The organism is Salinicoccus sp. ID82-1 (assembly GCF_021991715.1).
GTDB lineage: Bacteria > Bacillota > Bacilli > Staphylococcales > Salinicoccaceae > Salinicoccus > Salinicoccus cyprini.
Map to the genome: position 1 here is coordinate 94306 of NZ_JAGFLY010000002.1, position 23675 is coordinate 117980.

Genomic DNA, 23675 nt, shown 5'->3' on the forward strand with positions numbered 1-23675 from the left:
TTAGGGAGGAAAGCTCATTGATAGATGTAAATAGATTTCAATATATGAAAATAGGTCTGGCTTCATCAGAAAAGATCCGTTCATGGTCTTTCGGAGAAGTCAAAAAGCCGGAAACAATCAACTACAGAACACTGAAACCTGAAAGGGACGGTCTGTTCTGTGAGAAGATTTTCGGTCCTACGAAGGACTGGGAATGTAGTTGTGGAAAATACAAGCGTGTCAGATACAAAGGCATGGTCTGTGACCGTTGTGGTGTTGAAGTGACACGTGCAAAAGTAAGACGTGAGAGAATGGGGCATATCGAACTTGCTGCCCCTGTCTCCCACATCTGGTACTTCAAGGGCATCCCATCCAGAATGGGACTGCTTCTTGACATGTCACCGCGCTCACTTGAAGAAGTCATCTACTTTGCGTCCTACGTCGTAATCAAACCAGGTTCCACGGGACTTGAGCAGAAGCAGCTCATGACTGAACGCGAGTACAGGGAGTACTACGACAAGCATGGTAATACTTTCACTGCGAAGATGGGTGCCGAAGCGATCAAGGAACTTCTGATGGATGTCAATCTCGAATCCGAGCTTGAAATGCTCAGAAAAGAACTTGAAACAGCGACAGGCCAGCGTCTGACAAGAGCAATCAAACGTCTGGAAGTTGTCGAGTCATTCCGCAGCTCCGGAAATGATCCGTCATGGATGATTCTTGATGTTCTGCCGATCATCCCGCCGGAAATCCGTCCGATGGTCCAGCTTGATGGTGGACGTTTCGCCACAAGTGACCTGAACGATCTGTACCGTCGTGTCATCAACCGTAACAATCGTCTGAAGCGTCTGCTCGACCTTGGTGCTCCCGGCATCATCGTACAGAATGAGAAGCGCATGCTGCAGGAAGCAGTGGATGCACTGATTGATAACGGACGCCGTGGCCGCCCGGTGACGGGACCAGGAAACCGTCCGCTCAAATCCTTGTCCCACATGCTTAAAGGTAAGCAGGGCCGTTTCCGTCAGAACCTTCTCGGTAAACGTGTCGACTATTCCGGCCGTTCCGTAATCGTTGTCGGACCAAGCCTGAAGATGTACCAGTGTGGTCTCCCTAAGGAAATGGCACTCGAACTCTTCAAGCCTTTCGTCATGAAGGAACTCGTTGCGCGTGAAATGGCGACAAACATCAAGAATGCCAAAGGCAAAATTGAACGTATGGAAGATGACGTATGGGATGTGCTTGAAGATGTGATCAAAGAGCACCCGGTACTTCTGAACCGTGCACCGACACTCCACCGTCTGGGTATCCAGGCATTCGAAGCGACACTCGTTGAAGGCCGTGCCATCCGTCTGCACCCGCTGGTAACAACAGCATATAATGCCGACTTTGATGGTGACCAGATGGCAGTACACGTACCACTTTCCAAAGAAGCGCAGGCGGAAGCACGCATGCTGATGCTCGCTGCCCAGAACATCCTGAACCCTAAGGATGGCAAGCCGGTCGTTACACCTTCACAGGATATGGTACTTGGCAACTACTACCTGACGCTCGAAAGAGAGTTCACAAAACGCGAAGGACATATCTTCAAAGATGCAAATGAAGTCGTCATGGCCTACCAGAACGGTTATGTACAGCTGCATACACGTATTGGTCTGCACACAGATTCACTTGAATCCGCGAAGTTCCCAGAGGCGCATAAAGGCAAGATTCTGATGACAACAACAGGCAAGGTCATCTTCAATGAAATCATGCCGCCATCCTTCCCTTACTTGAACGAACCGACAAGGGAAAACCTCGAGTTCCAGATACCGGACCGCTATTTCGTATCCGTCGAAGAGCTCGGTGAAGGCGGGCTTGCCGAAAGATTCAAAGATGAGCCGATTGTGCAGCCTTTCAACAAGAAATTCCTTGGCCAGATCATCGCTGAAGTCTTCAACAAGTTCCACATCACTGAAACTTCCGTCATGCTTGACCGCATGAAGGATCTCGGCTTCAAATACTCTTCCAAAGCCGGCATCACAGTCGGTGTCTCCGATATCGTCGTCCTGCCGGACAAGCAGCAGATCATCGACGAGACGGAAGAAAAAGTCGAGAAGGTCCAGAAACAGTTTGCACGTGGTCTAATCACCGAAGCGGAACGCTATGGTGCAGTCATTGAACTGTGGACAAGAGCGAAGGATGTCATCCAGGATCGTCTGATGGCTTCCCTCCACCGTCTGAATCCGATCTTCATGATGAGTGACTCCGGAGCCCGTGGTAATGCCTCCAACTTCACACAGCTTGCAGGTATGCGTGGACTCATGGCCAACCCGTCCGGACAGATCATCGAACTGCCGATCAAATCCAGTTTCCGTGAAGGGCTGACAGTACTCGAGTACTTCATCTCCACACACGGTGCCCGTAAAGGTCTTGCCGATACGGCACTCAAGACGGCCGACTCCGGTTATCTTACAAGAAGACTGGTTGATGTGGCACAGGATGTCATCGTCCGTGAAGAGGACTGTGGAACAGACAAAGGTCTCCTTGTCCGTGCACTGACAGAAGGTTCAGAGCTGATCGAGCCGTTCATCGACCGTCTGGAAGGACGCTACTCGAAAGAGACGGTAAGACACCCTGAAACTAAAGAGATCATTGTGAAGTCAAACGAACTCATCACGCCTGAACTGGCGAAGGAGATTGTAAGCAGTGGTCTTGAGGAAATGTACATCCGTTCTGCATTCACATGTAATACACGTCATGGTGTATGTGAACGCTGCTACGGTAAAAACCTTGCAACTGGTGAAAAAGTCGAAGTGGGCGAAGCAGTCGGTACAATCGCTGCCCAGTCCATCGGTGAACCAGGTACACAGCTTACAATGCGTACCTTCCACACAGGTGGGGTTGCCGGAAGTGACATCACGCAAGGTCTGCCGCGTATCCAGGAGCTCTTTGAAGCACGTAATCCGAAGGGTCAGGCGATGATTTCCGAAATCCGTGGTGCAGTTACGGATATTGAAATCGTCAAAGACCGCCAGCAGGAGATCAAGGTCAAAGGTGAACAGGAGACGAAGACATACACAGCGCCGGCAACAGCGCGTGTACTCGTCGAAATCGGCGATCAGGTTGGTCCTGGTGAAATCCTTACGGAAGGTTCCATCGAACCGAAGGAACTTCTCGGTGTTGCTGGTCTGAACCACACTCAGGAATACCTCCTGAAAGAAGTACAGAAGGTATACCGTATGCAGGGTGTTGAAATCGACGACAAGCACGTCGAGGTCATGGTCAGACAGATGCTCAGGAAAGTAAGGATCATCGATGCCGGAGACACATCACTGCTCCCTGGTGCACTTGTTGATATCCATGCATTTACTGATGCAAATAGAGAAATCTTCAAAAAGCGTAAGAGACCGGCGACAGCCAAGCCTGTTCTGCTCGGTATCACGAAAGCATCACTTGAAACAGAAAGCTTCCTTTCTGCAGCCAGCTTCCAGGAAACAACAAGAGTACTCACAGATGCTGCAATCAAAGGCAAGCGTGATGAACTTCTCGGACTCAAGGAGAATGTCATCATCGGTAAGCTGATTCCAGCCGGCACAGGCATGCCGAAATACCGCGACGTTGAAATTGATGTAGAGAAAAATGAAGAAGCAGTAGAGAGAGAAGAAGTTCTGATAGAAGATTAAAAAAGCAAGGTCCTCTCATATGTGTGGGAGGACCTGTTTTTTTAGTGTATTTTGTTGACATGACCATGGGCAGATGCTATTATTATTAAGGTTACTCTATATGGGATCCGAGAGGTCAGTATGGAGAGACAAAATGTTGAAATGTAAGATTTGGTTCTTACACATTTTTTATACCCTAAAAATGAACCACCTGGATGTGTGGGATTAATGAAGAGAGGAGGAATACCATGCCAACGATTAATCAGCTAGTTAGAAAACCTCGTCAAACTAAAGGCAAAAAATCAGGATCACCAGCATTGAACAGAGGCTTCAACAGCCTTAAAAAACGTATGACGGATGAGAGTGCGCCTCAAAAACGCGGTGTCTGCACACGTGTCGGAACAATGACACCTAAGAAACCGAACTCCGCCCTGCGTAAATATGCGCGTGTGAGACTTTCCAATACTATCGAAGTAAACGCATATATCCCTGGAATTGGACACAACCTTCAGGAGCACAGTGTTGTACTGATCCGTGGAGGACGTGTAAAAGACCTTCCTGGTGTACGTTACCACATCGTACGTGGTGCGCTTGATACTTCTGGTGTCAACGACCGCAAGCAAGGCCGTTCACTATACGGTACTAAACGCCCTAAGCAAAAATAATCCATTCATGATGACTGGATGAAATAATATTTGAAAGGAGGATGACTATGCCACGTAAAGGACCAGTTGCTAAAAGAGACGTATTGCCAGATCCGATTCACAATTCCAAACTTGTGACGAAACTCATCAATAAAATGATGGTGGATGGAAAACGCGGTACATCCCAAAGAATTCTCTATAAAGCATTCGATCTTGTACAGGAACGTTCCGGCAGAGATGCAATCGAAGTTTTTGATGAAGCGATCGAGAACATCATGCCAGTACTTGAAGTTAAAGCGCGTCGTGTTGGTGGTTCAAACTACCAGGTACCAGTAGAGGTGCGTGCGGACCGCCGTACAACTCTTGGACTTCGTTGGCTCGTGAACTACGCACGTCTGCGTGGGGAAAAGACAATGGAAGAGCGCCTAGCGAATGAAATTCTTGACGCTGCCAACAATACAGGCGGAGCTGTCAAGAAGCGTGAAGATACACACAAGATGGCTGAAGCAAACAGAGCATTCGCCCACTACCGCTGGTAGTAGGCGGGGCTCAAGCCGCTAAGCTTAATTTCATCCCATTCCTGGAAGGAGAAAAGGATACCAATGGCAAGAGAATTCTCTTTAGAAAAAACGCGTAATATCGGTATCATGGCTCACATCGATGCTGGTAAGACGACGACGACTGAACGTATTCTTTATTACACAGGCCGTATTCACAAGATTGGTGAAACTCACGAAGGTGCATCCCAGATGGACTGGATGGAGCAGGAACAAGAACGTGGGATTACGATTACATCTGCTGCTACAACTGCGCAGTGGGAAGGTCACCGCGTAAACATCATCGATACACCAGGACACGTAGACTTCACTGTTGAAGTTGAACGTTCCCTCCGTGTACTTGATGGTGCAGTAGCTGTACTTGATGCACAGTCCGGCGTTGAGCCTCAGACAGAAACTGTCTGGAGACAGGCGACAACCTACGGTGTTCCACGTGTTGTATTCGTCAACAAGATGGATAAGATCGGTGCTGATTTCGAGTACTCAGTCAACACAATCAAAGAACGTCTGCAAGCGAATGCACACCCGATCCAGTATCCGATCGGTGCTGAAGATGACTTCACAGGCATCATCGATCTCGTGGAAAACAAAGCATTCCATTATAACAATGACCTTGGTACTGAAATCAATGAGATTGAAATTCCTGCAGAATACCAGGATAAAGTTGATTCTCTCAGAGAAGGTCTGATCGAAGGCCTCGCAGATGTAAATGAAGATATCATGGAAAAATACCTGGGTGGAGAAGAGATTTCAACTGATGAGTTGAAAGCAGCTATCCGTCAGGCAACATGTGATGTTGAATTTTACCCTGTACTCTGTGGTACAGCCTTCAAAAACAAAGGTGTCCAGCTGCTTCTGAATGCAGCAATCGACTATCTTCCATCCCCACTTGATGTTAAACCTATCGTTGGACACAAGAAGGACGATGAAGATGAGGAGATCATTGCTAAACCGGATGATTCCGAGCCGTTTGCAGCACTTGCATTCAAAGTAATGAGTGACCCGTTCGTAGGTAAACTTACTTTCTTCCGTGTGTATTCCGGTACACTGGATGCAGGTTCATATATCAGAAATACTACGAAAGACAAGCGTGAGCGTGTCGGACGTATTCTGCAGATGCACGCGAACTCCCGTGAGGAGATTTCGACTGTATACGCAGGCGATATCGCTGCAGCAGTAGGACTTAAGGATACTGGAACTGGAGATACACTATGTGACGAAAAGAGTCAGGTTATTCTTGAGTCCATGGAATTCCCTGAACCGGTTATCCACCTGTCTGTAGAACCTAAATCCAAAGCGGACCAGGACAAGATGACGAGTGCACTTGTCAAGCTTCAGGAAGAGGACCCTACATTCACAGCACACACTGACAACGAGACTGGACAGGTCATCATCGGTGGTATGGGTGAGCTTCACCTTGATATCCTTGTCGACCGTATGAAACGTGAATTCAAAGTTGAATGTAACGTAGGTGCACCAATGGTATCCTACCGTGAAACATTCAAAAAACAGGCTGCTGTTCAAGGTAAATTCACGCGTCAATCCGGTGGTCGTGGTCAATACGGTGACGTTCACATTGAATTCACACCTAATGAAGTCGGTGGCGGTTTCGAGTTCGAAAATGCTATCGTCGGTGGTGTTGTACCACGTGAATATATCCCATCCGTTGAAGCGGGTATCAAAGATGCAATGGAAAATGGTGTACTTGCCGGCTATCCAATGGTAGACGTCAAAGCAAAACTTTTCGATGGTTCATACCACGATGTCGACTCCTCAGAGATGGCCTTCAAGGTTGCTGCTTCACTGGCACTCAAAGAAGCTGCCAAAGTCTGTGAACCAATCATTCTTGAACCACTCATGAAGGTTGAAATCGTTATGCCTGAAGAGTACATGGGTGACATCATGGGTGACGTTACAAGCCGTCGTGGCCGCGTTGAAGGTATGGCTGCACGTGGTAACGCACAAATCGTCAATGCATTCGTACCACTTTCAGAAATGTTCGGTTATGCGACCAACCTGCGTTCCAACACGCAAGGTCGTGGAACTTACACAATGACTTTCAGCCACTATGAAGAAGTTCCTAAATCAATTTCTGAAGAAATCATCAAGAAAAACAAAGGTGCATAATCGGCACCACTTGATTTTTCAGCCTGAATCATTTATAAGTGATTTAGAAACACCTCGAGCGGGGTAAGCCCGCTTCGAGTTTCAATATAAACTACTACTTTATTTAAGGAGAGGTATACGAAATGGCAAAAGAAAAATTCGACCGTTCCAAAACGCATGCCAATATTGGTACAATCGGTCACGTCGACCACGGTAAAACTACTCTGACAGCTGCTATCGCAACTGTTCTTTCTAAAAGAGGATCTGGCGAAGCTCAAAGCTACGACATGATCGACAATGCTCCAGAGGAAAAAGAACGTGGAATCACAATCAATACTTCCCACATCGAGTATGAAACTGAAAAGCGTCACTATGCGCACGTTGACTGCCCAGGACACGCTGACTATGTTAAAAACATGATCACTGGTGCTGCTCAAATGGACGGCGGTATCCTCGTTGTTTCTGCAGCAGACGGCCCAATGCCACAAACACGTGAGCACATCCTGCTCTCTAAAAACGTTGGCGTACCTGCACTTGTTGTATTCCTCAACAAAGTTGATATGGTTGACGACGAAGAGCTTCTTGAACTCGTTGAAATGGAAGTTCGCGAACTTCTTTCCGAGTATGACTTCCCTGGCGACGACATCCCTGTAATCGCTGGTTCTGCACTCAAAGCACTTGAAGGCGACGAAGCATACGAAGATAAAATCATGGAACTCATGGAAGCTGTGGACACTTATATCCCAACTCCAGAGCGTGATTCCGACAAGCCATTCATGATGCCGGTTGAGGATGTATTCTCAATCACTGGTCGTGGTACAGTTGCTACTGGTCGTGTTGACCGTGGACAGATCAAAGTCGGTGACGAAGTTGAAATCATCGGTCTTGCTGAAGAAAACAGCAAAACAACTGTTACAGGTGTTGAAATGTTCCGTAAGCTTCTTGACTATGCAGAAGCTGGCGACAACATCGGTGCACTTCTCCGTGGTGTAGCACGTGAAGACATCCAGCGTGGACAAGTACTTGCTGCGCCTGGATCCATCACTCCACACACACAGTTTAAAGCAGAAGTTTATGTACTTTCAAAAGACGAAGGTGGACGTCACACTCCTTTCTTCGGTAACTACCGCCCACAGTTCTACTTCCGTACTACGGACGTAACTGGCGTAGTAAACCTTCCAGAAGGTACTGAAATGGTTATGCCTGGCGACAACGTTGAAATGTCAGTTGAACTGATTTCTCCAATCGCTATCGAAGACGGTACACGTTTCTCCATCCGTGAAGGTGGACGTACTGTTGGATCAGGCGTTGTAACTGAAATCACTAAGTAATCTTTTGATTATTGAAGAAGGAGCCTTCGGGCTCCTTTTTTTGTACGTAAATAAGGCTGCTCTCTTTATGAGAACAGCCTTATTTTTAATTCCGGAATCCGAGGACGATTTTAACGAGTGATTCTACGCCGGCCTTCATTCCTTGTTCATCGATATCGAACATTGGATGGTGGTGTGGATAGTCAGCACCTATACTACTGTTCCTGGCACCAGTGTAGAAGTAGGCACCTGGTGTATCCTGCAGAAAGTAGGAAAAGTCTTCGCCGCCCATGGAGGGTGCGTTCTCCTCACGCTTCTCGACATAATCAGCATCTTCAAGAACATCGAGTACATGATTCAGCTGTTCATTATCATTGACCAGTGCAGGATAGCCCTCTGTGTAGTCCAGGGTACAGTTGACGCCGAAGCTTGATTCAATGCCATTTGCGATGCCTTCCATACGTTTTTGGACACTCTCTCTGACCTCCTTTTCAAACGTCCTGACGGTACCACTGACGACAGTCGTACTTGGGATGACGTTGAATGAAGAGCCGCCATTGAATGTAGCGACAGTCACAACTGCGGATTTCAGCGGATCGATTGTTCTCGATACGATGCTCTGCAGCTGCTGGATGAGTGAGGCGGCAGCAACAATCGGATCGACGGCTTCATGCGGTTCGGCGCCATGGCCGCCGCGTCCTTCCACTTCGATTGAAAAGGCGTCAGGGCTTGCCCACGCGTGGTCATACGTATATGCCAGTGTCCCTACAGGGAACTGGCTCGATAGATGGGTGCCGAAGACGTAGTCGACACCATCCAGTGCGCCGTCCTCAACCATGGATTTTGCACCGCCCGGAAGCAGTTCCTCAGCATGCTGGTGGATGAAGACGACATTGACCGGCAGTTCATTCTTATGCGCCGCCAGTATGCGTGCTGCTGTAATCAGTATGGCAGTATGGGCATCGTGTCCGCATGCGTGCATTACACCCGCCACTGTGGATTTATAGGGAACATCCTTTTCGTCCTGGATCGGCAGTGCATCAAAATCCGCGCGCAGGCCGATCGTCTTGAAACTGTCATCAACCTGAAGACGGGCAGTGATACCATTGCCGCCGACGTCTCGCCTGACTTCAAAACCGAGGTCTTTAATCTGATCGTATATATACTGCTTCGTATTTTCCTCTTTGAATGACACTTCGGGGTGCATGTGCATATGTCTGCGCATATTCACCATATCCTCGTAATGCTGTTCTATTTCATGGGTCAGATCCATCATTGTCCATTCTCCTTCTCGAAATAATTGAATACGGACTTTACCATGACGGATACTGCATTGGTGAGTCCTTTTTCGTCAATATCGAACTTGGCGTGGTGATGCGGATAATCCGCTTTGAAACTTGAGTTTCTTGTACCGGTGTAGTAGAAAGTGCCGGGCACACGCTGCAGATAGTAGGAGAAATCTTCTCCACCAAGATCCGGTGCCATTTCGCGTACTTCATCTACAGTGCTGATTTCCTGTGCTGCTGCCAGAACAAGATCGGTCTTGTCTGTATCGTTCACTACCGGTGGATAGCCTTTCATATAATCAAGGTCATAGGAGATGCCCGTTGTTGTCACCAGGCCTTCGAGGCATTTCTGCAGTTCGCTGATCATGACATTCTGGGTTTCGGCATTGAATGTACGGATGGTGCCACCGACTTCGACTTCATCCGGGATGATGTTATGCTGGTGTCCACCGTTGAACATCGTAATGGACAGAACCACAGGCTCCATCGGTTTCGATTTGCGCGTGACGATATACTGAAGCTGATTGCAGAATGAGATGGCAGCAGCTACCGGGTCGATGGTCGCATGGGGTTTTGATGCGTGACCGCCCCGTCCGCGTATCTTGATGGTGAAGTCATCCGGTATGCCTGTTGCGGTGCCGTATTTATAGCCGATGGTACCGACATCAAGATTGCTTGAAATATGCTGGCCGAAAATGGCGTCGACATCCTCAAGGCAGCCATCCGCAATCATCTGTATGGCACCGCCCGGATCGACTTCTTCGGCGTGCTGGTGAATGAAGACGACGTTGCCCTGGAGCTGGTCTTTATTCTCTGTCAGGATGCGCGCCACTGTCAGCAGGACGGCAGTATGGGCATCGTGTCCACAGGCATGCATGACACCGGGGACGGTGGACTTGTATGGAACGTCCTTCTGATCCTGGATCGGCAGTGCATCAAAATCGGCACGAAGGGCCACTGTAGGCAGCGCAGAATCGATCGTCAGGCGGCCGACAACACCGCGGCCACCAACCCCTTCCTGGACTTCCAGCCCGAGTTCTCTCAAATATTCGGCAATGTATGCAGGCGTCTGGACTTCCTGAAAGGACAGTTCAGGGTACATATGGAAATGCCGGCGCAGTCGAACCATTTCGTTGTAGTGGGTGCGTGACAGCTGTTCTACGACTGATGTTTCCATTCAATCACCTGCTCGATCTCGAGTATTTTCATAAACATGGCCAGACCGCTTGCCATGGCGTCTTCATCCATATCGAATCTTGGATGATGGTGGACATAATCGCTCAGCTTCCCGGCATTTCCGGAGCCGGTAAAGAAGAAGGCGCCTGGACGTTCATTGATGTAGTAGGAGAAGTCTTCGCCGATCATCAGCGGCTTCGCTTCTTCAAAATCAAGACCGATCTCTCCGGCAGCCTGACGGATGATGTCTGCTTCCGATTCATGGTTGATGACCGCCGGGTAGCCGAAATCATACTGCACTTCAGCTGTCGCACCACGTTTTTCTGCAGTGAGCGTGGCTTCCTTGTGGAAGATATCCCGGATCTTCTCCTTGACCTTGAAATCGAATGTCCGTACCGTACCGATGATTTCAGCTGTATCGGGGATGACGTTGAAGGCATCTCCGGAGCTGACTTTGCCGACGGTGACAACAGCATTATCAAGGGGAGAGACCTGTCTCGATACGACAGTCTGCAGATTGGTGATGAGCTCCGCTGCAATGACAATCGGGTCGACGGCATTCTGCGGGTGTGCAGCATGTCCGCCTGTGCCCTGGATTTTTATTTTGAACATATCCGGGCTTGAAATGACGGGGCCCGTCTTCGTTTTGATCTGGTGCGTCGGGTACTGGCTCCAGTAGTGCTGTCCGTACACTTTATCGATGCCTTCAAGCACGCCGTCTTCAACCATGGAGATGGCGCCTCCCGGCTGGACTTCTTCTGCAAACTGGAAAATGAATGAGATGCTGCCTTTAAGATGGTCTTTATTTTTATGAACCAGGTCGAGCAGTCCGAGCAGTGTGCTCGTATGGGCATCATGTCCACACGCGTGCATGACACCATCGACTGTCGATCTGTAGGGTACATCCTTTTCATCCTGTATGGGCAGTGCATCGAAATCAGCACGTATGGCAACATGTGGATGGGCCATGCTGCCGATTGTCGCCAGCAGCCCTCCGCCGCCGACACCTTCTCTTACAGTCACATCCGGATAGCGCGCGAGACACTCCAATATGTATGTATAGGTTTCCTTTTCATGAAATGAAACTTCAGGGTGCATATGCATATACCGCCTGTGCTCGACCATGTCGGGCATGACGGTTTTCACGATATCATCTATTGTCATGTATTTCGCCTCCATAAATTATATTACACAATTTTATCAAATTTTCGTACTTTTCGAAACATATTAAAACGCATGTTTTCAATTCTATGACCGGTTGCACTTATGATATGATAAAAGAAAGAGGAGGAGATTGGTAATGTCTAGAATTTTGGATGAGTATCTTGCATCGAATCTGCAGGAATTGAAAGAAAATGGACTCTATAATGAGATAAATGTGGTGGAAGGTGCGAACGGTCCGGAAATCACGATTGAAGGGGAAAGACTGGTCAACCTGTCTTCCAACAACTATCTCGGCCTCGCGACGAATGAGACATTGAAGCAGGTGGCTAAAGAGGCAATCGATTCCCACGGTGTCGGTGCAGGAGCTGTACGTACAATCAACGGCACACTCGATCTGCACGTGGAACTGGAGGAGACGCTCGCTCGATTTAAGGGGACAGAAGCGGCAGTCGCATTCCAGTCCGGGTTCAACTGCAACATGGCGGCCATTCAGGCTGTCATGGGCAAGGAGGATGCAATTCTGTCCGACGAACTGAACCACGCTTCGATCATCGACGGGTGCAAGCTGTCACGCGCAAAGATCATCCGCGTCAACCACTCCGATATGGCTGATTTAAGACAGAAGGCGAAAGAAGCGGTCGAATCCGGCCAGTACAGGAAGGTCATGTACATCACCGACGGTGTATTTTCAATGGATGGCGATGTGGCCATGCTGCCTGAAATCGTCGATATCGCCAAGGAGTTCGACCTCATCACCTATGTGGATGACGCACACGGTTCCGGCGTCATGGGCAAAGGCGCAGGTACAGTGAAGCACTTCGGCCTCGAGAAGGATATTGATATCCAGATGGGTACACTCTCGAAAGCCATCGGTGTTGTCGGCGGCTATATTGCAGGATCAAAGGATCTCATCGATTATCTGAAAGTGGCAGCACGCCCATTCCTGTTCTCCACTTCCCTGACACCAGGGGATACACGGGCAATCACCGAAGCGGTACGCATGCTCATGGCATCCACAGAGCTGCATGATAAGCTATGGGAGAATGGCAACTATCTGAAAGACGGATTGAAGAAGCTCGGATTTGAGATCGGCAATTCCGAAACGCCGATTACACCTTGCATCATCGGCGATGAAAAGACGACACAGGAATTTTCAAAACGTCTGATGCAAGAAGGCGTATATGCCAAGTCCATCGTCTTCCCGACAGTTCCTAAAGGTACCGGCCGAGTGAGAAATATGCCGACAGCTGCGCATACGAAGGAAATGCTCGATCGGGCACTTGAAGTATATGAAAAAGTCGGCAAGGAACTGGATGTAATCTCATAATCTAAGGAGTACAGCAATGGAACGAATTCTAATTACAGGTGCGCTCGGCCAGATCGGCACAGAGCTCACTTTGAAACTGAGGGAAAAGTATGGGGAAGGCAATGTGCTTCCTACAGATATAAAGGCACCTGAAGATGACAATCTGAAAGGTCTGCCATTCGAAATTCTGGATGTCCGGGATATGGAGCGGATGAAGGGGATTGTGTCCGAGTTCAGACCGGATACAATGCTTCACATGGCGGCACTGCTCAGTGCAACGGCGGAAAAGAATCCGCAGTTCGCATGGGACATCAATATGGGTGGTCTGATGAATGCACTGGAGACAGCGCGCGAATATGATCTCAAGTTCTTCACACCGAGCTCGATCGGTGCTTTCGGCCCTTCCACCCCGAAAGAGAACACGCCACAGGTCACAATCCAGCGCCCGACAACCATGTATGGAGTGAACAAAGTTGCCGGAGAACTGTTGTGTGACTACTATTTTGAAAAATTTGGTGTCGATACCAGAAGTGTCCGCTTCCCGGGACTGATCTCTCACGTCAAGGAGCCCGGCGGCGGAACGACAGACTATGCTGTCGAAATATATTTTGAAGCTGTCAGAAATGGCGCTTATACATCGTTCATCGACAAGAGCACCAATATGGATATGATGTACATGGACGACGCCATCGACGCCATCATCAAGCTGATGGAAGCAGATCCAGATCAGCTTTTCGACCGCAATGCGTTCAATGTCACAGCCATGAGCATCAATCCGGAAATGGTTGCCAATGAGATCAGAAAACACATACCAGGCTTTACGCTCGACTATGATGTCGATCCTGTGCGCCAGGGCATCGCAGCGAGCTGGCCGAATGCGATTGATGCAAGCGAAGCAAAGCGCCAGTGGGGATTCCAACCGAAGTATACTTTGGAAAAAATGACGGAAACCATGCTGGAAGCGATACGAAATAAGAAGTAGGAAGGCAGGATTGCCTTCTTATTTTTTCTAATCGGAGGCGGCAAAATGACGCGTGTAATACTATTTGACAAAGATGGTACACTGATGGACTACCATAAAGTGTGGACACCTTATGCCAAGCGGTCCATCGAAGCCTTTGCAGAAGCGTTCGACTGTCATGATATAAAAGATGAACTCGCTCACAGGCTCGGACTGATCAATGGGCAGATTGCGCCGAATTCCGTTCTTGCGAGCGGTACAGGAGATATCATCCAGGATCAATTCGAGCGCTATCAGACAGGCGGTGGCAAGTGGATGAAGGACTTCTATGAGGAGAACCTTGATGCGCTGCGCGACAGCATGGAACTGATAGACGGTGCAGCAGATGTGCTGCGCCAGCTTGCAGCAGACGGCTATAAGAATATCATCGTTACGAGTGACAGCCGGCTGAGTACGGAATATTTCATCCGCAAGTTCTCTTTGGAGAGTGTGGTGCATGAAGTGGTTGCAGGCGACGATTCCCCTTTCCACAAACCGGATATCCGGATTCTGGAGCCATTGTGCAGAAAGACCGGCCATTCATTGGACGAGATGGTGATGATCGGGGACAACCGGGCGGATACGATGCTCGGTTATGAAGAAGGACTGCGGACGATTGGTGTACTGAGCGGCACGTGCCGCAGGGAGGATCTCGAAGGCGCGGATATGATCCTCCAGAGTGTAACGGATGTCATTGATGACGGACGTTTCATTCTGGCGGAAGATGGTGCGGATCATGCATGAAGCGTATATGAAGCTGGCGCTGGCTGAAGCCCGGAAGGCAGAGGCCATCGGTGAAGTGCCGATCGGGGCAGTAGTGGTCCATGAAGGCAAGGTCATCGCAAGCAGCCACAATCTGAGGGAAACATCACAGAACCCGCTGACCCATGCGGAAGTCATCGCCATCAATAAGGCGAGTGAAGTCCTTGGATCGTGGCGGCTTGAAAACTGTACACTCTATGTCACGCTCGAACCATGTGTCATGTGTTCCGGTGCCATCGTGATGAGCCGGATTCCTCACGTCGTCTACGGTGCAAAAGACCCGAAAGGCGGTACTGTGGACAGTCTGATGCGCTTGCTTGATGAACCCCGCTTCAATCATCGGGCCATCGTCACCAGTGGTGTGCTGGAAGCGGAATGCAGCGGGATGCTGAAGTCTTTTTTCAAAGCTTTGAGGGAAAAACGGAAAAATCAACCGATTGATTAAATTTTCTGATAAAATGAAGTTAAAAACAATAAGGGAGTTTTGGAGCGCTTATGGTCAAATTAATCGCATTAGATATGGATGGGACCCTGCTCACCCCGGGCCATGAAATCAGTCCCCGGAACAAGGCTGCAATCAGCAAAGCGATGGAACGTGGGGTACAGGTTGTTGTCGCTACAGGACGTGCTTTCTACGAAGCACATGGCATCATCAATAAATTGGATATGAAATTGCCGTATATCTGTCTGAATGGTGCAGAGGTCCGCAATGAATCAAGCGAAGTCATGACAACCAACGCATTGAATGCCGAGCTGATCGAACAGGCTGCAGATGTGTTCAGAGCTGAAGATATCTTCTATCAGGTCTATACAGACCGTGCCATCTACACAGCGAGCATCGAACAGGATATAGAAATATTCAAGGACCTTTCCACCCAGATGGGCCAGAAGCCGGAAGAAGACAAGATCCGCCGGTTCATGGAAGAAAGGCTCGAACGCGGTACGTTGATCGAAACGGATGATTATAAGTCGATCTTTGAACGGGAAGATGAAAATGTTCTGAAACTGCTGGCCGCTTCATCCAGCAAACCGAAACTTGTACGGGCAAAGAACAGTCTGTATGAGATTGGCAACCTCGCCGTATCCGCATCTGCACCACACAATATAGAGCTGACACACGTCAATGCACAAAAGGGGATTGCACTTGCCAACGTTGCAGAGATCATGGGTATCGATATGAAAGACGTCATGGCAGTCGGCGACAACCTGAACGACATCTCCATGCTCAAACGCGCCGGCATATCCGTTGCCATGGGCAACGCTGCTTCAGAAGTCAAAGGCATAGCCGACAAGGTTACAGCAACGAACATCGAAGATGGCGTCGCCATTGCGATTGAAGAGGCGCTTGAAGAAATGGATAAGGAAAAAGCAGGAGCACGCGATACAGAAGCCTAGATAAACATGCAAGCCCATTTCCTGAAATAGGAAATGGGCTTTTTGCATGCCTATATGCTTTGCGGATCGGCTTTGCCATCCAATAATACATCAGACGTCTCAAGTACTGTTTCATCCGGCGCTTCATTTTCCGTCTTGGCTGCATCATACATGTCTTTGGATCTTGCTATGAGTTTCTCATTGAAGATGGTGAACACGATTGCGATGATCAGGATGGCACTGACAACATTGATGACCCAGTAGAGTTCAAAGTCATATAGATAGCCGTAGAATATTGCCCCGACCGGCATGATGCTCATCGAGCACAGGTTCATGGTGGAAAACACCCTGCCTTTGATATGCTGCGGTGTGACGAGCTGTACAAAAAGGTTGATTGGTATATTAACGAACTGGAGTGTCATGGCCACGCTGGTACCGATCAATCCGAGCAGTACGACAAGTGTGGCAATATCCACTTCGAGATGGAGCGGGAGTAGATAGAGGGCAACCAGACCGGCAAAGACGAAAAGCCCTCTTTTCATCAGTCGGAATGGACTCTTGAGGTTTTTTATTCTGGCGACCGTCACCCCGCCGATCAGAACACCGATACCGGCGATGGCATTGACGATGCCCACCGTTTCCGGCTGGAAGGCCAATTCATAGATCATCATCTTTTCAGGAAAGATCGTTATAACACCGGACATGAAGTTGACCAGTGCGGCAATGATCAGAAGAGACTGGAACACTTTATTTCTGGCGATGAAAATGAAACCTTGGCTGACGTCGTGCTTGAACGTTTCAAAGCTGGCACCCTCAGTATGGTTTTCTTCATAATCCTTCTCCTGATAGTAGAGATCGAACTTCAGGAAGAAGTCGAGCAGCGCAGAGAGTGCGAATGCAATAAGGAAGATCAGGATGATTTGCGAGAAGGACAGGAGGCCGAACAGCACGCCTCCGAGTATCGGACCGAGGATGACGGTTGATGACAGGATGGCTGAAGTGTAGCCCATCACCTGCTGAATCCGATCCTTATGAAACAGTTCCGTTATGGCAGTCTGGAAGGCATTCGAGACGAAGGGTTCAATCATGGATGTCAGGAACGTCACGATATAGATGGCAATCAGGTTGATATCGTAGATGACAGTATAGAGGAACAGACCCATAATCACCAGTGAGTTCAAGATCTCACCCGAGATGACAATTTTTCTTTTATTGCCAAGATCACTCAATACACCTGAGAAGGGCAGCAGAATCAATGTGACGATAATGCTGATGGCCATATTGATGGAAAAATAGAATGCAGATCCGGTCTCGTACATGATGAAGTAGCTGACAGCGAAAAGATATACATATTTTCCGACACTCAGAATGAAGCGGCTCAGTGCATACACGACAAAGTTGATTCGTTCCTGTAAAGGCAACTGCTGATTGAAAATCATTACTCCACCTCATTTGTTTAATTTAATTAAACTTATTATATAGCGGAAAACCTTGCTTGTCAAATAAAAGTTTAATATAATTAAACATATAATATTATGGAGATGAAAATATGAGTCTTGGAGCACGCATCAGACAACTGCGTAAAGAACGGAAAATGACCCTGGTCGATCTTGCCGGCGAGCAGATTACCAAAGGCATGCTGAGTCTGATTGAAAATGATAAATCGAAGCCTTCCATGGAAACATTGAACCATATCGCAAAGAAACTCGATGTTTCGATCGGCTACCTGACCCAGGAGGGGGATGAGGCATGGACGAATGGAATTTTAAATAGTGCAGAATTTAATAATATGTTCACTTTTCCTTTTTATTATATTGAAGAAGAGGTTCTGCCCCATATCGATAGAGTGTCCCAAAATGTAAAAGGGATGGAGCTCTATTACATCATACGCATCTATTATCGCTATAAGGGAGACCATAGACAGGCTGACAACTATACTGAGAAAATCAGCAACTTCTATAGAGGCATGGGTATGGAACATTTAGTTGTTAAAAATATAATGAATGATGCCGTCTCGCTCATGTACAGCCAGGATTATGCTGAAGCATTTGATCGCCTTGTCGAATCGGAGGAAGAAATTCTTTCCTTCAAGGAGTATGATTCCCGTATAGAGCTCGATTACTATTATGTAAAAGGCATATTTGCACTGGCAAAAAATATGGATACGTTGGAAGATATTCTGAACCAGTCGATTGAACTGTCGTATGAACATGAAAATTTCAAATACTTTTTCTCCGAAAATGTTATACTCGGCTACTACTATGCATTGATTGGAGAGAGAACCAAGTATGAAATATGTGATGATAATATAAAGCGATACTTGAAGTTCAACAAGCAGGATAAGCATGAAATTGAAATTATAGATGAAGACAACCCCATACCGAAGTTTTATGTGCTGGTAGATGATAAAAAAAAGCAGGCGGCACTTTATAGGGACTATATGGAGAGGCTCGAGAGGGTATATGATCAAGATGATGACAAGATGACCGGGATGTCTTTCTACAGACCGATTTTCGAACTGGAACATTCCTATTTTGAAGGTGATTACGAAGAAGTTGTGGAGGCCTATCATGACAATATGTATATTCGGACGACCGCTCAGTACCCAGTCGACCGGATTCTGATGGCGATCCGCTCATGTGTCTATCCGCTGAGCCTCTATTACATGAGTGAAAAAGAGAAAGCACGTGAAGCTTTCAATACAATCGAAGCGACCATCGATGACATCAAGGATTCCATTTTCACTACTGAGTTCTACATGATCCGTGACATCATATTTGAAAAATGAAAAGTCTCCCTCCAGGGGAGATTTCAGACTGTAGACAAATTCATTGTAAAATGACATCTCTGTAGTCTTTTTTATTAGAATGGAGGGGAATCTATAGATCAGGGGTGAGAGGATGCTGAGATCAACAGGCAGCGGGTGCAGGATGGAAAAGCCGATTCCCCTGCACGATAATAGTTCGTCGCCGGTCAGACGCTGGAAGGTCCGTGCGATCGCCCCCAATGGTGAGTTGGTCTTCTAACTCGCCATGGTAGACCCCACGATGGTGAGTTGGCCTTCTAACTCGCCATGGTAGACCCCACGATGGTGAGTTGGCGCTCTAACTTGCCATGGTAGACCCTACGATGGTGAATTAAGCCTCTAACTCACCATGGTAGACTCCACGATGGTGAATTAAGCCTCTAACTCACCATGGTAGACTCCACGATGGTGAATTGGCCTTCTAACTCGCCATGGTAGACCCCACGATGGTGAGTTGGCCTTCTAACTCGCCATGGTAAACCCCACGGTGGTGAGTTGGCCTTCTAACTCGCCATGGTAAACCCCACGGTGGTGAGTTGGCGCTCTAACTTGCCATGGTGACGCCTATAATCCGGGATCCATCAAAATACATAAAAAAAGACAAACCCCGTGTTAAAACGGGGTTTGTCTTCAATCTAAGGTCTCCCTCCAGGGGAGATTTTTCTATATGAAAGAGAAAGTATTCAATGGAGACCTGCCTGTATCATGATGCATGCAGCGTACAACCCGATTTATCCTATATACTTTATTGAAAATTTAGAATACAATTACTGTACTTCGTTCATTATAGGAACTAGACAGCAGGAGGTTAATATGAAAGCAATTCTATTAGGTCTTCTAGGTGCTTTATTTTTTTCCGTAACTTTCATTCTGAACCGGTCGATGGAATTGTCGGGGGGTCATTGGGCGTGGAGTGCTTCTCTGCGTTATTTCTTCATGCTGCCGATACTCGTGCTGATCGTATTCCTGCAAGGGAAGCTTCTTCCGGTACTCAGACATCTTCGGGAAAATCTTTTCGGTTGGATTGTCTGGAGTACTGTCGGTTTTGGATTTTTCTATACCCCCATTGCATTTGCTACAGTGTATGGTCCAGGCTGGCTCGTGGCAGCAACTTTCCAGATGACGATCATAGCTGGTTCCCTACTTGTGCCTCTGCTGAATCAGGACAGCAGCATGAGCAGACGGATACCTTTGGCGAGCATATTGATTTCTCTGGTCATCCTTTTTGGTGTTTTCATCATGCAGTTGGAACATGCATCCACCGTGCCACTGCAAAATGTTCTGCTATGCGTTCTGCCGTTGATAGTGGCTGCTTTTGCCTATCCACTTGGTAACAGGAAAATGATGCACCTGGTTGGAGGCAGTCTATCAACCATTCAGCGTGTACTTGGCATGACCATAGCCAGCATGCCGCTCTGGATCATCCTGGCGGTTTATGGAACGGTTGTTCACGGCCTGCCGAGTTCTGGACAGGTCTCCCAGTCATTCATCGTTGCTGTAAGTTCAGGCGTCATCGCCACTGTACTATTTTTCTATGCAACAGAACTTGTAAAGGACAGCCCTTCGAAGTTGGCTGGCGTTGAAGCGACTCAATCAGGTGAAGTATTGTTTGCCCTCCTTGGCGAAATGCTTCTGCTGCATACAGCGTTACCGTCCTCTTTGACCATTTTCGGTATGATACTTATCATTTTCGGCATGATTCTCCATAGTCTGCATTCCGCCATTTCAACCAGGAAGTTGGCTAGAATGAATGTGGAAGTCCACCATGGCTGATCGGTAAGGAACACTTTCATAATGAGCCATGAAGGTTTTTACTATAGCTTTCATAAGCAGTATTTTTGCGGAGGAAAGTGATGGTATGGTGAAAAAGAGAATGGATTAGTTTTTTGTTTCTATCAACATAATCCAGGGTATACTAGAGAGCAAACTATGCAAAATGGAGGAAATCAATGATATCTATGATTGTTGCGATACCACAGGTATTGGTATGCTCAGCATTCGATGGGACTGGTGAAAATTCATCAGAAGATGGCACTTCACCCGCATTTGAGGTAGAATGTTTCAAATGTTCTGCTGACTTCAGTAGGGTGGTGAGTGGCTGATGCTGACGGCCGTACTGACTTTTCTGCTTGGTATAGTGGTAATTCTTGCGATAATCGCAGCGAACGGTTATTTTGTCGCTCAGGAATTTGCCTATATGTCTGTCGACCGCTCAAGGCTCGGCGCCTTGGCGGATCAAGGGGATAAAGCAGCAAAAGTTGCACTATCCGTGACAAAGCGTACGTCTTTCATGCTTTCTGGTGCACAGCTCGGCATCACTGTGACCGGGCTGCTCATTGGCTATGTCGCAGAACCTCTGGTCGGCAGAAGCCTGGGTGTCCTGCTCGGCGGTGTTGGAGTACCTGCTGCTGTAAGTATTTCAGTAGGTACTGTGATTGCATTGGTATTGTCCACCATTGTGCAGATGATTTTTGGTGAATTGTATCCAAAAAACCTCGCCATCGCAAATCCGGAGCCGCTGGCAAGAAACCTTGCCCGCTCGACGAATATTTATCTTGCCATTTTTGGATGGCTGATCAAGGTTTTCGATATGGCGGCCAATGGATTATTGCGGCTTTTGAAGATTGAACCTGTCCATGATGTCGATAGTAGTGCGACAGCCCGCGATCTGGAGCACATTGTGGCGGATTCCAGGGAAAGTGGCGACCTTCCGGAAGAGCTTTCCGTCATTCTGGACCGTATCCTCGATTTTCCACAGCAGGATGTCGAGCACGCAATGATTCCGCGTTCACGTGCAGATACGGTTGAAAAGAATGCTACAATCGGGCAAGTGAAAGCATTGATGGCCAAAGCGCATACACGCTATCCTGTCATCAACGATGAGGATGAGCCTATAGGTATCGTACACCTTGTAGATGTACTGTCCGCAACTTCTGATGACGCACCAGTGACACAGATCATGCAGCCACCTCTTGTCATTCCCACTCTTATGTCCTTGCCGGAGGCACGGTCAAATATGATCGACAGCAGGAATAATCTGGCTTGTGTCATCGATGAGTATGGTGGTTTTACAGGTATACTCACTTTGGAAGATCTGGCAGAAGAAATAGTAGGTGAAATTACAGATGAACATGATGAAGAAATTGCTTCTACTGTCGAATCCGGAGGAGAGGATATTTGGCAGATGAGTGGAGATATCCATATTGACGAAGCTGAGCGGGAAATTGGCTATCAGCTTCCACGAGGCGACTACGAAACTGTATCTGGTATGCTTATTTCCCATTTCGGAACGTTCCCGGATGCCGGCGAGCGCGTAAACATCGATTTGCCGATAGATCCAGGCGATTTTATTCATGACGATCCGATACGTCGCTATCTGGAGGCGGAGGTAATGGAAGTTGATCGATATGTACCGACTTCGGTCTCTCTTAAGCTTCATGCATCTCATGATGATGAAACGCTGGCAAACGAGCAGTCGAGGAGGCACCGTAATGACTAATCCATGGATTGTTCTTGTTGTAACAGCAGGACTTATAGTGTTGAGTGCATTTTTTGTCATCATCGAATTTGCACTGCTTGGCGCCCGTAGGCACAGGTTGGAGGAGTCTGCAGAGACAAGCCGGAGTGCCCGTGCTGCGTTGAAATCCGTAAATGAGCTTACGGTCATGCTGGCAGGTGCACAACTGGGCATTACAGCATGCACGTTTGCTCTTGGTGCGGTTACCAAACCGGCAGTAGATTCGTGGCTTTCTCCAGTTTTTGCAGAAGTAGGATTACCTTACTGGCTGGCAGATGGTGCTTCTTTTCTCCTCTCCTTATTGATTGTCACATTCCTGCACCTTGTTGTTGGAGAAATGGCACCTAAATCATGGGCCATCGCGCATCCGGAAAGGTCGGCAATGCTGATCGGTCTGCCCGCACGCGGTTTCATCTGGATTTTCCGGCCGTTGCTGTTATGGATCAATAGCATCGCGAATAGGCTTGTAAAAGCTTCAGGGGTTGAACCCGTCGAATCCGCCGCAGTAGGTGGACAGGATGCTGCAACAATACGGCACCTCGTAGAACATTCAGCAAATGTCGGTGCACTTGATTCCTCCATACGCAATCCTATTTCAGGTGCACTCGATCTGGAAACACTGAAAGTAGAGGCGCTTGTCTCAAAAAAAGAAAAGCCGACGACAGTGGCATCCGATGCTACAGTCGGAGATGTCCATAAGGCTACAGAGCTTTCAGGGCACAAAAGAATTCTTATAATGGGAGATGACGGAGAGGCCCCGCAAGTGATACATGTCCGTGATACTCTACTGGAGCCGAAAGAGCGTCCTGTTAAAAATATAGCACGTCCGTCCTTTGTACTGGATGCAGGTACTCTCGTCTATGAAGCACTCACACGCATGCGCCAGTCGAGTGAGCAGCTGGCAGTAGTCATGGACGGTGCCGACTTCATTGGAGTCATCACCATCAATGATGCGCTCGACAACATGCTGCCACTTATAAGAGAATAGCAATGGAATGAATAGGGCTAAAAAAACGAGGCAACGATGCGATAAGCATCGTTGCCTCG

General features: G+C 48.0%; 18 protein-coding genes. 14 read left to right on the top strand and 4 right to left on the bottom strand.

Going from position 1 to position 23675, the window contains the following annotated elements:
* Positions 1–17 precede the first annotated feature (17 nt).
* The 5 genes from rpoC to tuf all read left to right on the top strand — a co-directional run bounded on the left by rpoC (position 18) and on the right by tuf (position 8258).
* Complete coding sequence (rpoC, locus tag J4760_RS06020) at positions 18–3641, top strand: DNA-directed RNA polymerase subunit beta' (RefSeq protein ID WP_145289972.1); 3624 nt, start codon at positions 18–20, stop codon at positions 3639–3641.
* Between the two features lie 227 nt (positions 3642–3868).
* Entirely contained in the window at positions 3869–4285 is a 417-nt protein-coding gene (rpsL, locus tag J4760_RS06025) for a 30S ribosomal protein S12 (RefSeq protein ID WP_145289975.1), read from the top strand.
* A 47-nt stretch (positions 4286–4332) separates the two neighbouring features.
* Positions 4333–4803, top strand: a complete 471-nt coding sequence (rpsG, locus tag J4760_RS06030) for a 30S ribosomal protein S7 (RefSeq protein WP_145289978.1) — start codon at positions 4333–4335, stop codon at positions 4801–4803.
* Positions 4804–4866: 63 nt separating this feature from the next.
* Positions 4867–6948 carry an elongation factor G gene (gene fusA / locus J4760_RS06035; RefSeq protein WP_237605097.1) on the top strand — a complete coding sequence of 694 codons (2082 nt, stop codon included), beginning with the start codon at positions 4867–4869 and terminating at the stop codon, positions 6946–6948.
* A gap of 122 nt (positions 6949–7070) precedes the next feature.
* Positions 7071–8258 (top strand): elongation factor Tu, encoded by a 1188-nt coding sequence (gene tuf, locus J4760_RS06040; RefSeq protein ID WP_145289984.1) that lies wholly within the window; start codon positions 7071–7073, stop codon positions 8256–8258.
* An 85-nt stretch (positions 8259–8343) separates the two neighbouring features.
* On the opposite strand, the gene J4760_RS06045 is transcribed toward tuf, so the two are convergent.
* From J4760_RS06045 to J4760_RS06055, 3 genes are read right to left on the bottom strand one after another with little or no spacing between them, the layout of a single operon-like run.
* Entirely contained in the window at positions 8344–9513 is a 1170-nt protein-coding gene (locus tag J4760_RS06045; protein WP_237605098.1) for a M20 metallopeptidase family protein, read from the bottom strand.
* On the bottom strand, positions 9510–10700 hold the full coding sequence (locus J4760_RS06050; protein ID WP_237605099.1) for an amidohydrolase: 1191 nt from the start codon (positions 10698–10700) through the stop codon (positions 9510–9512). The genes J4760_RS06045 and J4760_RS06050 overlap by 4 nt, the downstream gene beginning before the upstream one ends.
* A complete protein-coding gene (locus J4760_RS06055; protein ID WP_145289993.1) occupies positions 10682–11863 on the bottom strand; it encodes an amidohydrolase in 1182 nt (393 codons plus the stop codon). Before J4760_RS06055 ends, J4760_RS06050 begins: the two co-directional genes overlap by 19 nt.
* Before the next feature lie 136 nt (positions 11864–11999).
* On the opposite strand from J4760_RS06055, the gene J4760_RS06060 reads away from it, so the two are divergent.
* From J4760_RS06060 to J4760_RS06080, 5 genes are read left to right on the top strand one after another with little or no spacing between them, the layout of a single operon-like run.
* Positions 12000–13190, top strand: a complete 1191-nt coding sequence (locus tag J4760_RS06060; RefSeq protein WP_145289996.1) for a glycine C-acetyltransferase — start codon at positions 12000–12002, stop codon at positions 13188–13190.
* 16 nt (positions 13191–13206) lie between these two features.
* Positions 13207–14151 (top strand): L-threonine 3-dehydrogenase, encoded by a 945-nt coding sequence (locus J4760_RS06065; RefSeq protein WP_237605100.1) that lies wholly within the window; start codon positions 13207–13209, stop codon positions 14149–14151.
* Between the two features lie 45 nt (positions 14152–14196).
* On the top strand, positions 14197–14913 hold the full coding sequence (locus J4760_RS06070) for an HAD family hydrolase (protein ID WP_237605101.1): 717 nt from the start codon (positions 14197–14199) through the stop codon (positions 14911–14913).
* Positions 14906–15376, top strand: coding sequence for a tRNA adenosine(34) deaminase TadA (gene tadA, locus J4760_RS06075; protein WP_145290320.1), 471 nt, complete (start codon positions 14906–14908; stop codon positions 15374–15376). The genes J4760_RS06070 and tadA overlap by 8 nt, the downstream gene beginning before the upstream one ends.
* Before the next feature lie 50 nt (positions 15377–15426).
* Positions 15427–16326, top strand: coding sequence for a Cof-type HAD-IIB family hydrolase (locus tag J4760_RS06080; RefSeq protein ID WP_145290005.1), 900 nt, complete (start codon positions 15427–15429; stop codon positions 16324–16326).
* A gap of 50 nt (positions 16327–16376) precedes the next feature.
* On the opposite strand, the gene J4760_RS06085 is transcribed toward J4760_RS06080, so the two are convergent.
* Positions 16377–17744, bottom strand: coding sequence for an MFS transporter (locus J4760_RS06085; RefSeq protein WP_237605102.1), 1368 nt, complete (start codon positions 17742–17744; stop codon positions 16377–16379).
* A 110-nt stretch (positions 17745–17854) separates the two neighbouring features.
* Between J4760_RS06085 and J4760_RS06090 the strand changes: the two genes are divergently transcribed.
* From J4760_RS06090 to J4760_RS06105, 4 genes are all read left to right on the top strand, one after another.
* Positions 17855–19093 (top strand): helix-turn-helix domain-containing protein, encoded by a 1239-nt coding sequence (locus J4760_RS06090; protein ID WP_237605103.1) that lies wholly within the window; start codon positions 17855–17857, stop codon positions 19091–19093.
* Between the two features lie 831 nt (positions 19094–19924).
* Entirely contained in the window at positions 19925–20884 is a 960-nt protein-coding gene (locus J4760_RS06095) for a DMT family transporter (RefSeq protein WP_237605104.1), read from the top strand.
* A 328-nt stretch (positions 20885–21212) separates the two neighbouring features.
* Positions 21213–22610, top strand: a complete 1398-nt coding sequence (locus tag J4760_RS06100) for a hemolysin family protein (protein ID WP_237605105.1) — start codon at positions 21213–21215, stop codon at positions 22608–22610.
* Complete coding sequence (locus J4760_RS06105) at positions 22603–23616, top strand: CNNM domain-containing protein (RefSeq protein WP_237605106.1); 1014 nt, start codon at positions 22603–22605, stop codon at positions 23614–23616. Before J4760_RS06100 ends, J4760_RS06105 begins: the two co-directional genes overlap by 8 nt.
* The last annotated feature ends 59 nt before the right edge of the window (positions 23617–23675 follow it).

Coding starts and splice junctions, on each gene's coding strand:
- rpsG (WP_145289978.1), top strand. CDS start 4,333: ATGCCACGTAAAGGACCAGTTGCTAAAAGAGACGTATTGCCAGATCCG.
- J4760_RS06105 (WP_237605106.1), top strand. CDS start 22,603: ATGACTAATCCATGGATTGTTCTTGTTGTAACAGCAGGACTTATAGTG.
- tuf (WP_145289984.1), top strand. CDS start 7,071: ATGGCAAAAGAAAAATTCGACCGTTCCAAAACGCATGCCAATATTGGT.
- fusA (WP_237605097.1), top strand. CDS start 4,867: ATGGCAAGAGAATTCTCTTTAGAAAAAACGCGTAATATCGGTATCATG.
- J4760_RS06060 (WP_145289996.1), top strand. CDS start 12,000: ATGTCTAGAATTTTGGATGAGTATCTTGCATCGAATCTGCAGGAATTG.
- J4760_RS06070 (WP_237605101.1), top strand. CDS start 14,197: ATGACGCGTGTAATACTATTTGACAAAGATGGTACACTGATGGACTAC.
- J4760_RS06095 (WP_237605104.1), top strand. CDS start 19,925: ATGAAAGCAATTCTATTAGGTCTTCTAGGTGCTTTATTTTTTTCCGTA.
- J4760_RS06045 (WP_237605098.1), bottom strand. CDS start 9,513: ATGATGGATCTGACCCATGAAATAGAACAGCATTACGAGGATATGGTG.
- J4760_RS06085 (WP_237605102.1), bottom strand. CDS start 17,744: ATGATTTTCAATCAGCAGTTGCCTTTACAGGAACGAATCAACTTTGTC.
- J4760_RS06100 (WP_237605105.1), top strand. CDS start 21,213: ATGCTGACGGCCGTACTGACTTTTCTGCTTGGTATAGTGGTAATTCTT.
- J4760_RS06050 (WP_237605099.1), bottom strand. CDS start 10,700: ATGGAAACATCAGTCGTAGAACAGCTGTCACGCACCCACTACAACGAA.
- J4760_RS06080 (WP_145290005.1), top strand. CDS start 15,427: ATGGTCAAATTAATCGCATTAGATATGGATGGGACCCTGCTCACCCCG.
- J4760_RS06055 (WP_145289993.1), bottom strand. CDS start 11,863: ATGACAATAGATGATATCGTGAAAACCGTCATGCCCGACATGGTCGAG.
- tadA (WP_145290320.1), top strand. CDS start 14,906: ATGCATGAAGCGTATATGAAGCTGGCGCTGGCTGAAGCCCGGAAGGCA.
- J4760_RS06090 (WP_237605103.1), top strand. CDS start 17,855: ATGAGTCTTGGAGCACGCATCAGACAACTGCGTAAAGAACGGAAAATG.
- J4760_RS06065 (WP_237605100.1), top strand. CDS start 13,207: ATGGAACGAATTCTAATTACAGGTGCGCTCGGCCAGATCGGCACAGAG.
- rpsL (WP_145289975.1), top strand. CDS start 3,869: ATGCCAACGATTAATCAGCTAGTTAGAAAACCTCGTCAAACTAAAGGC.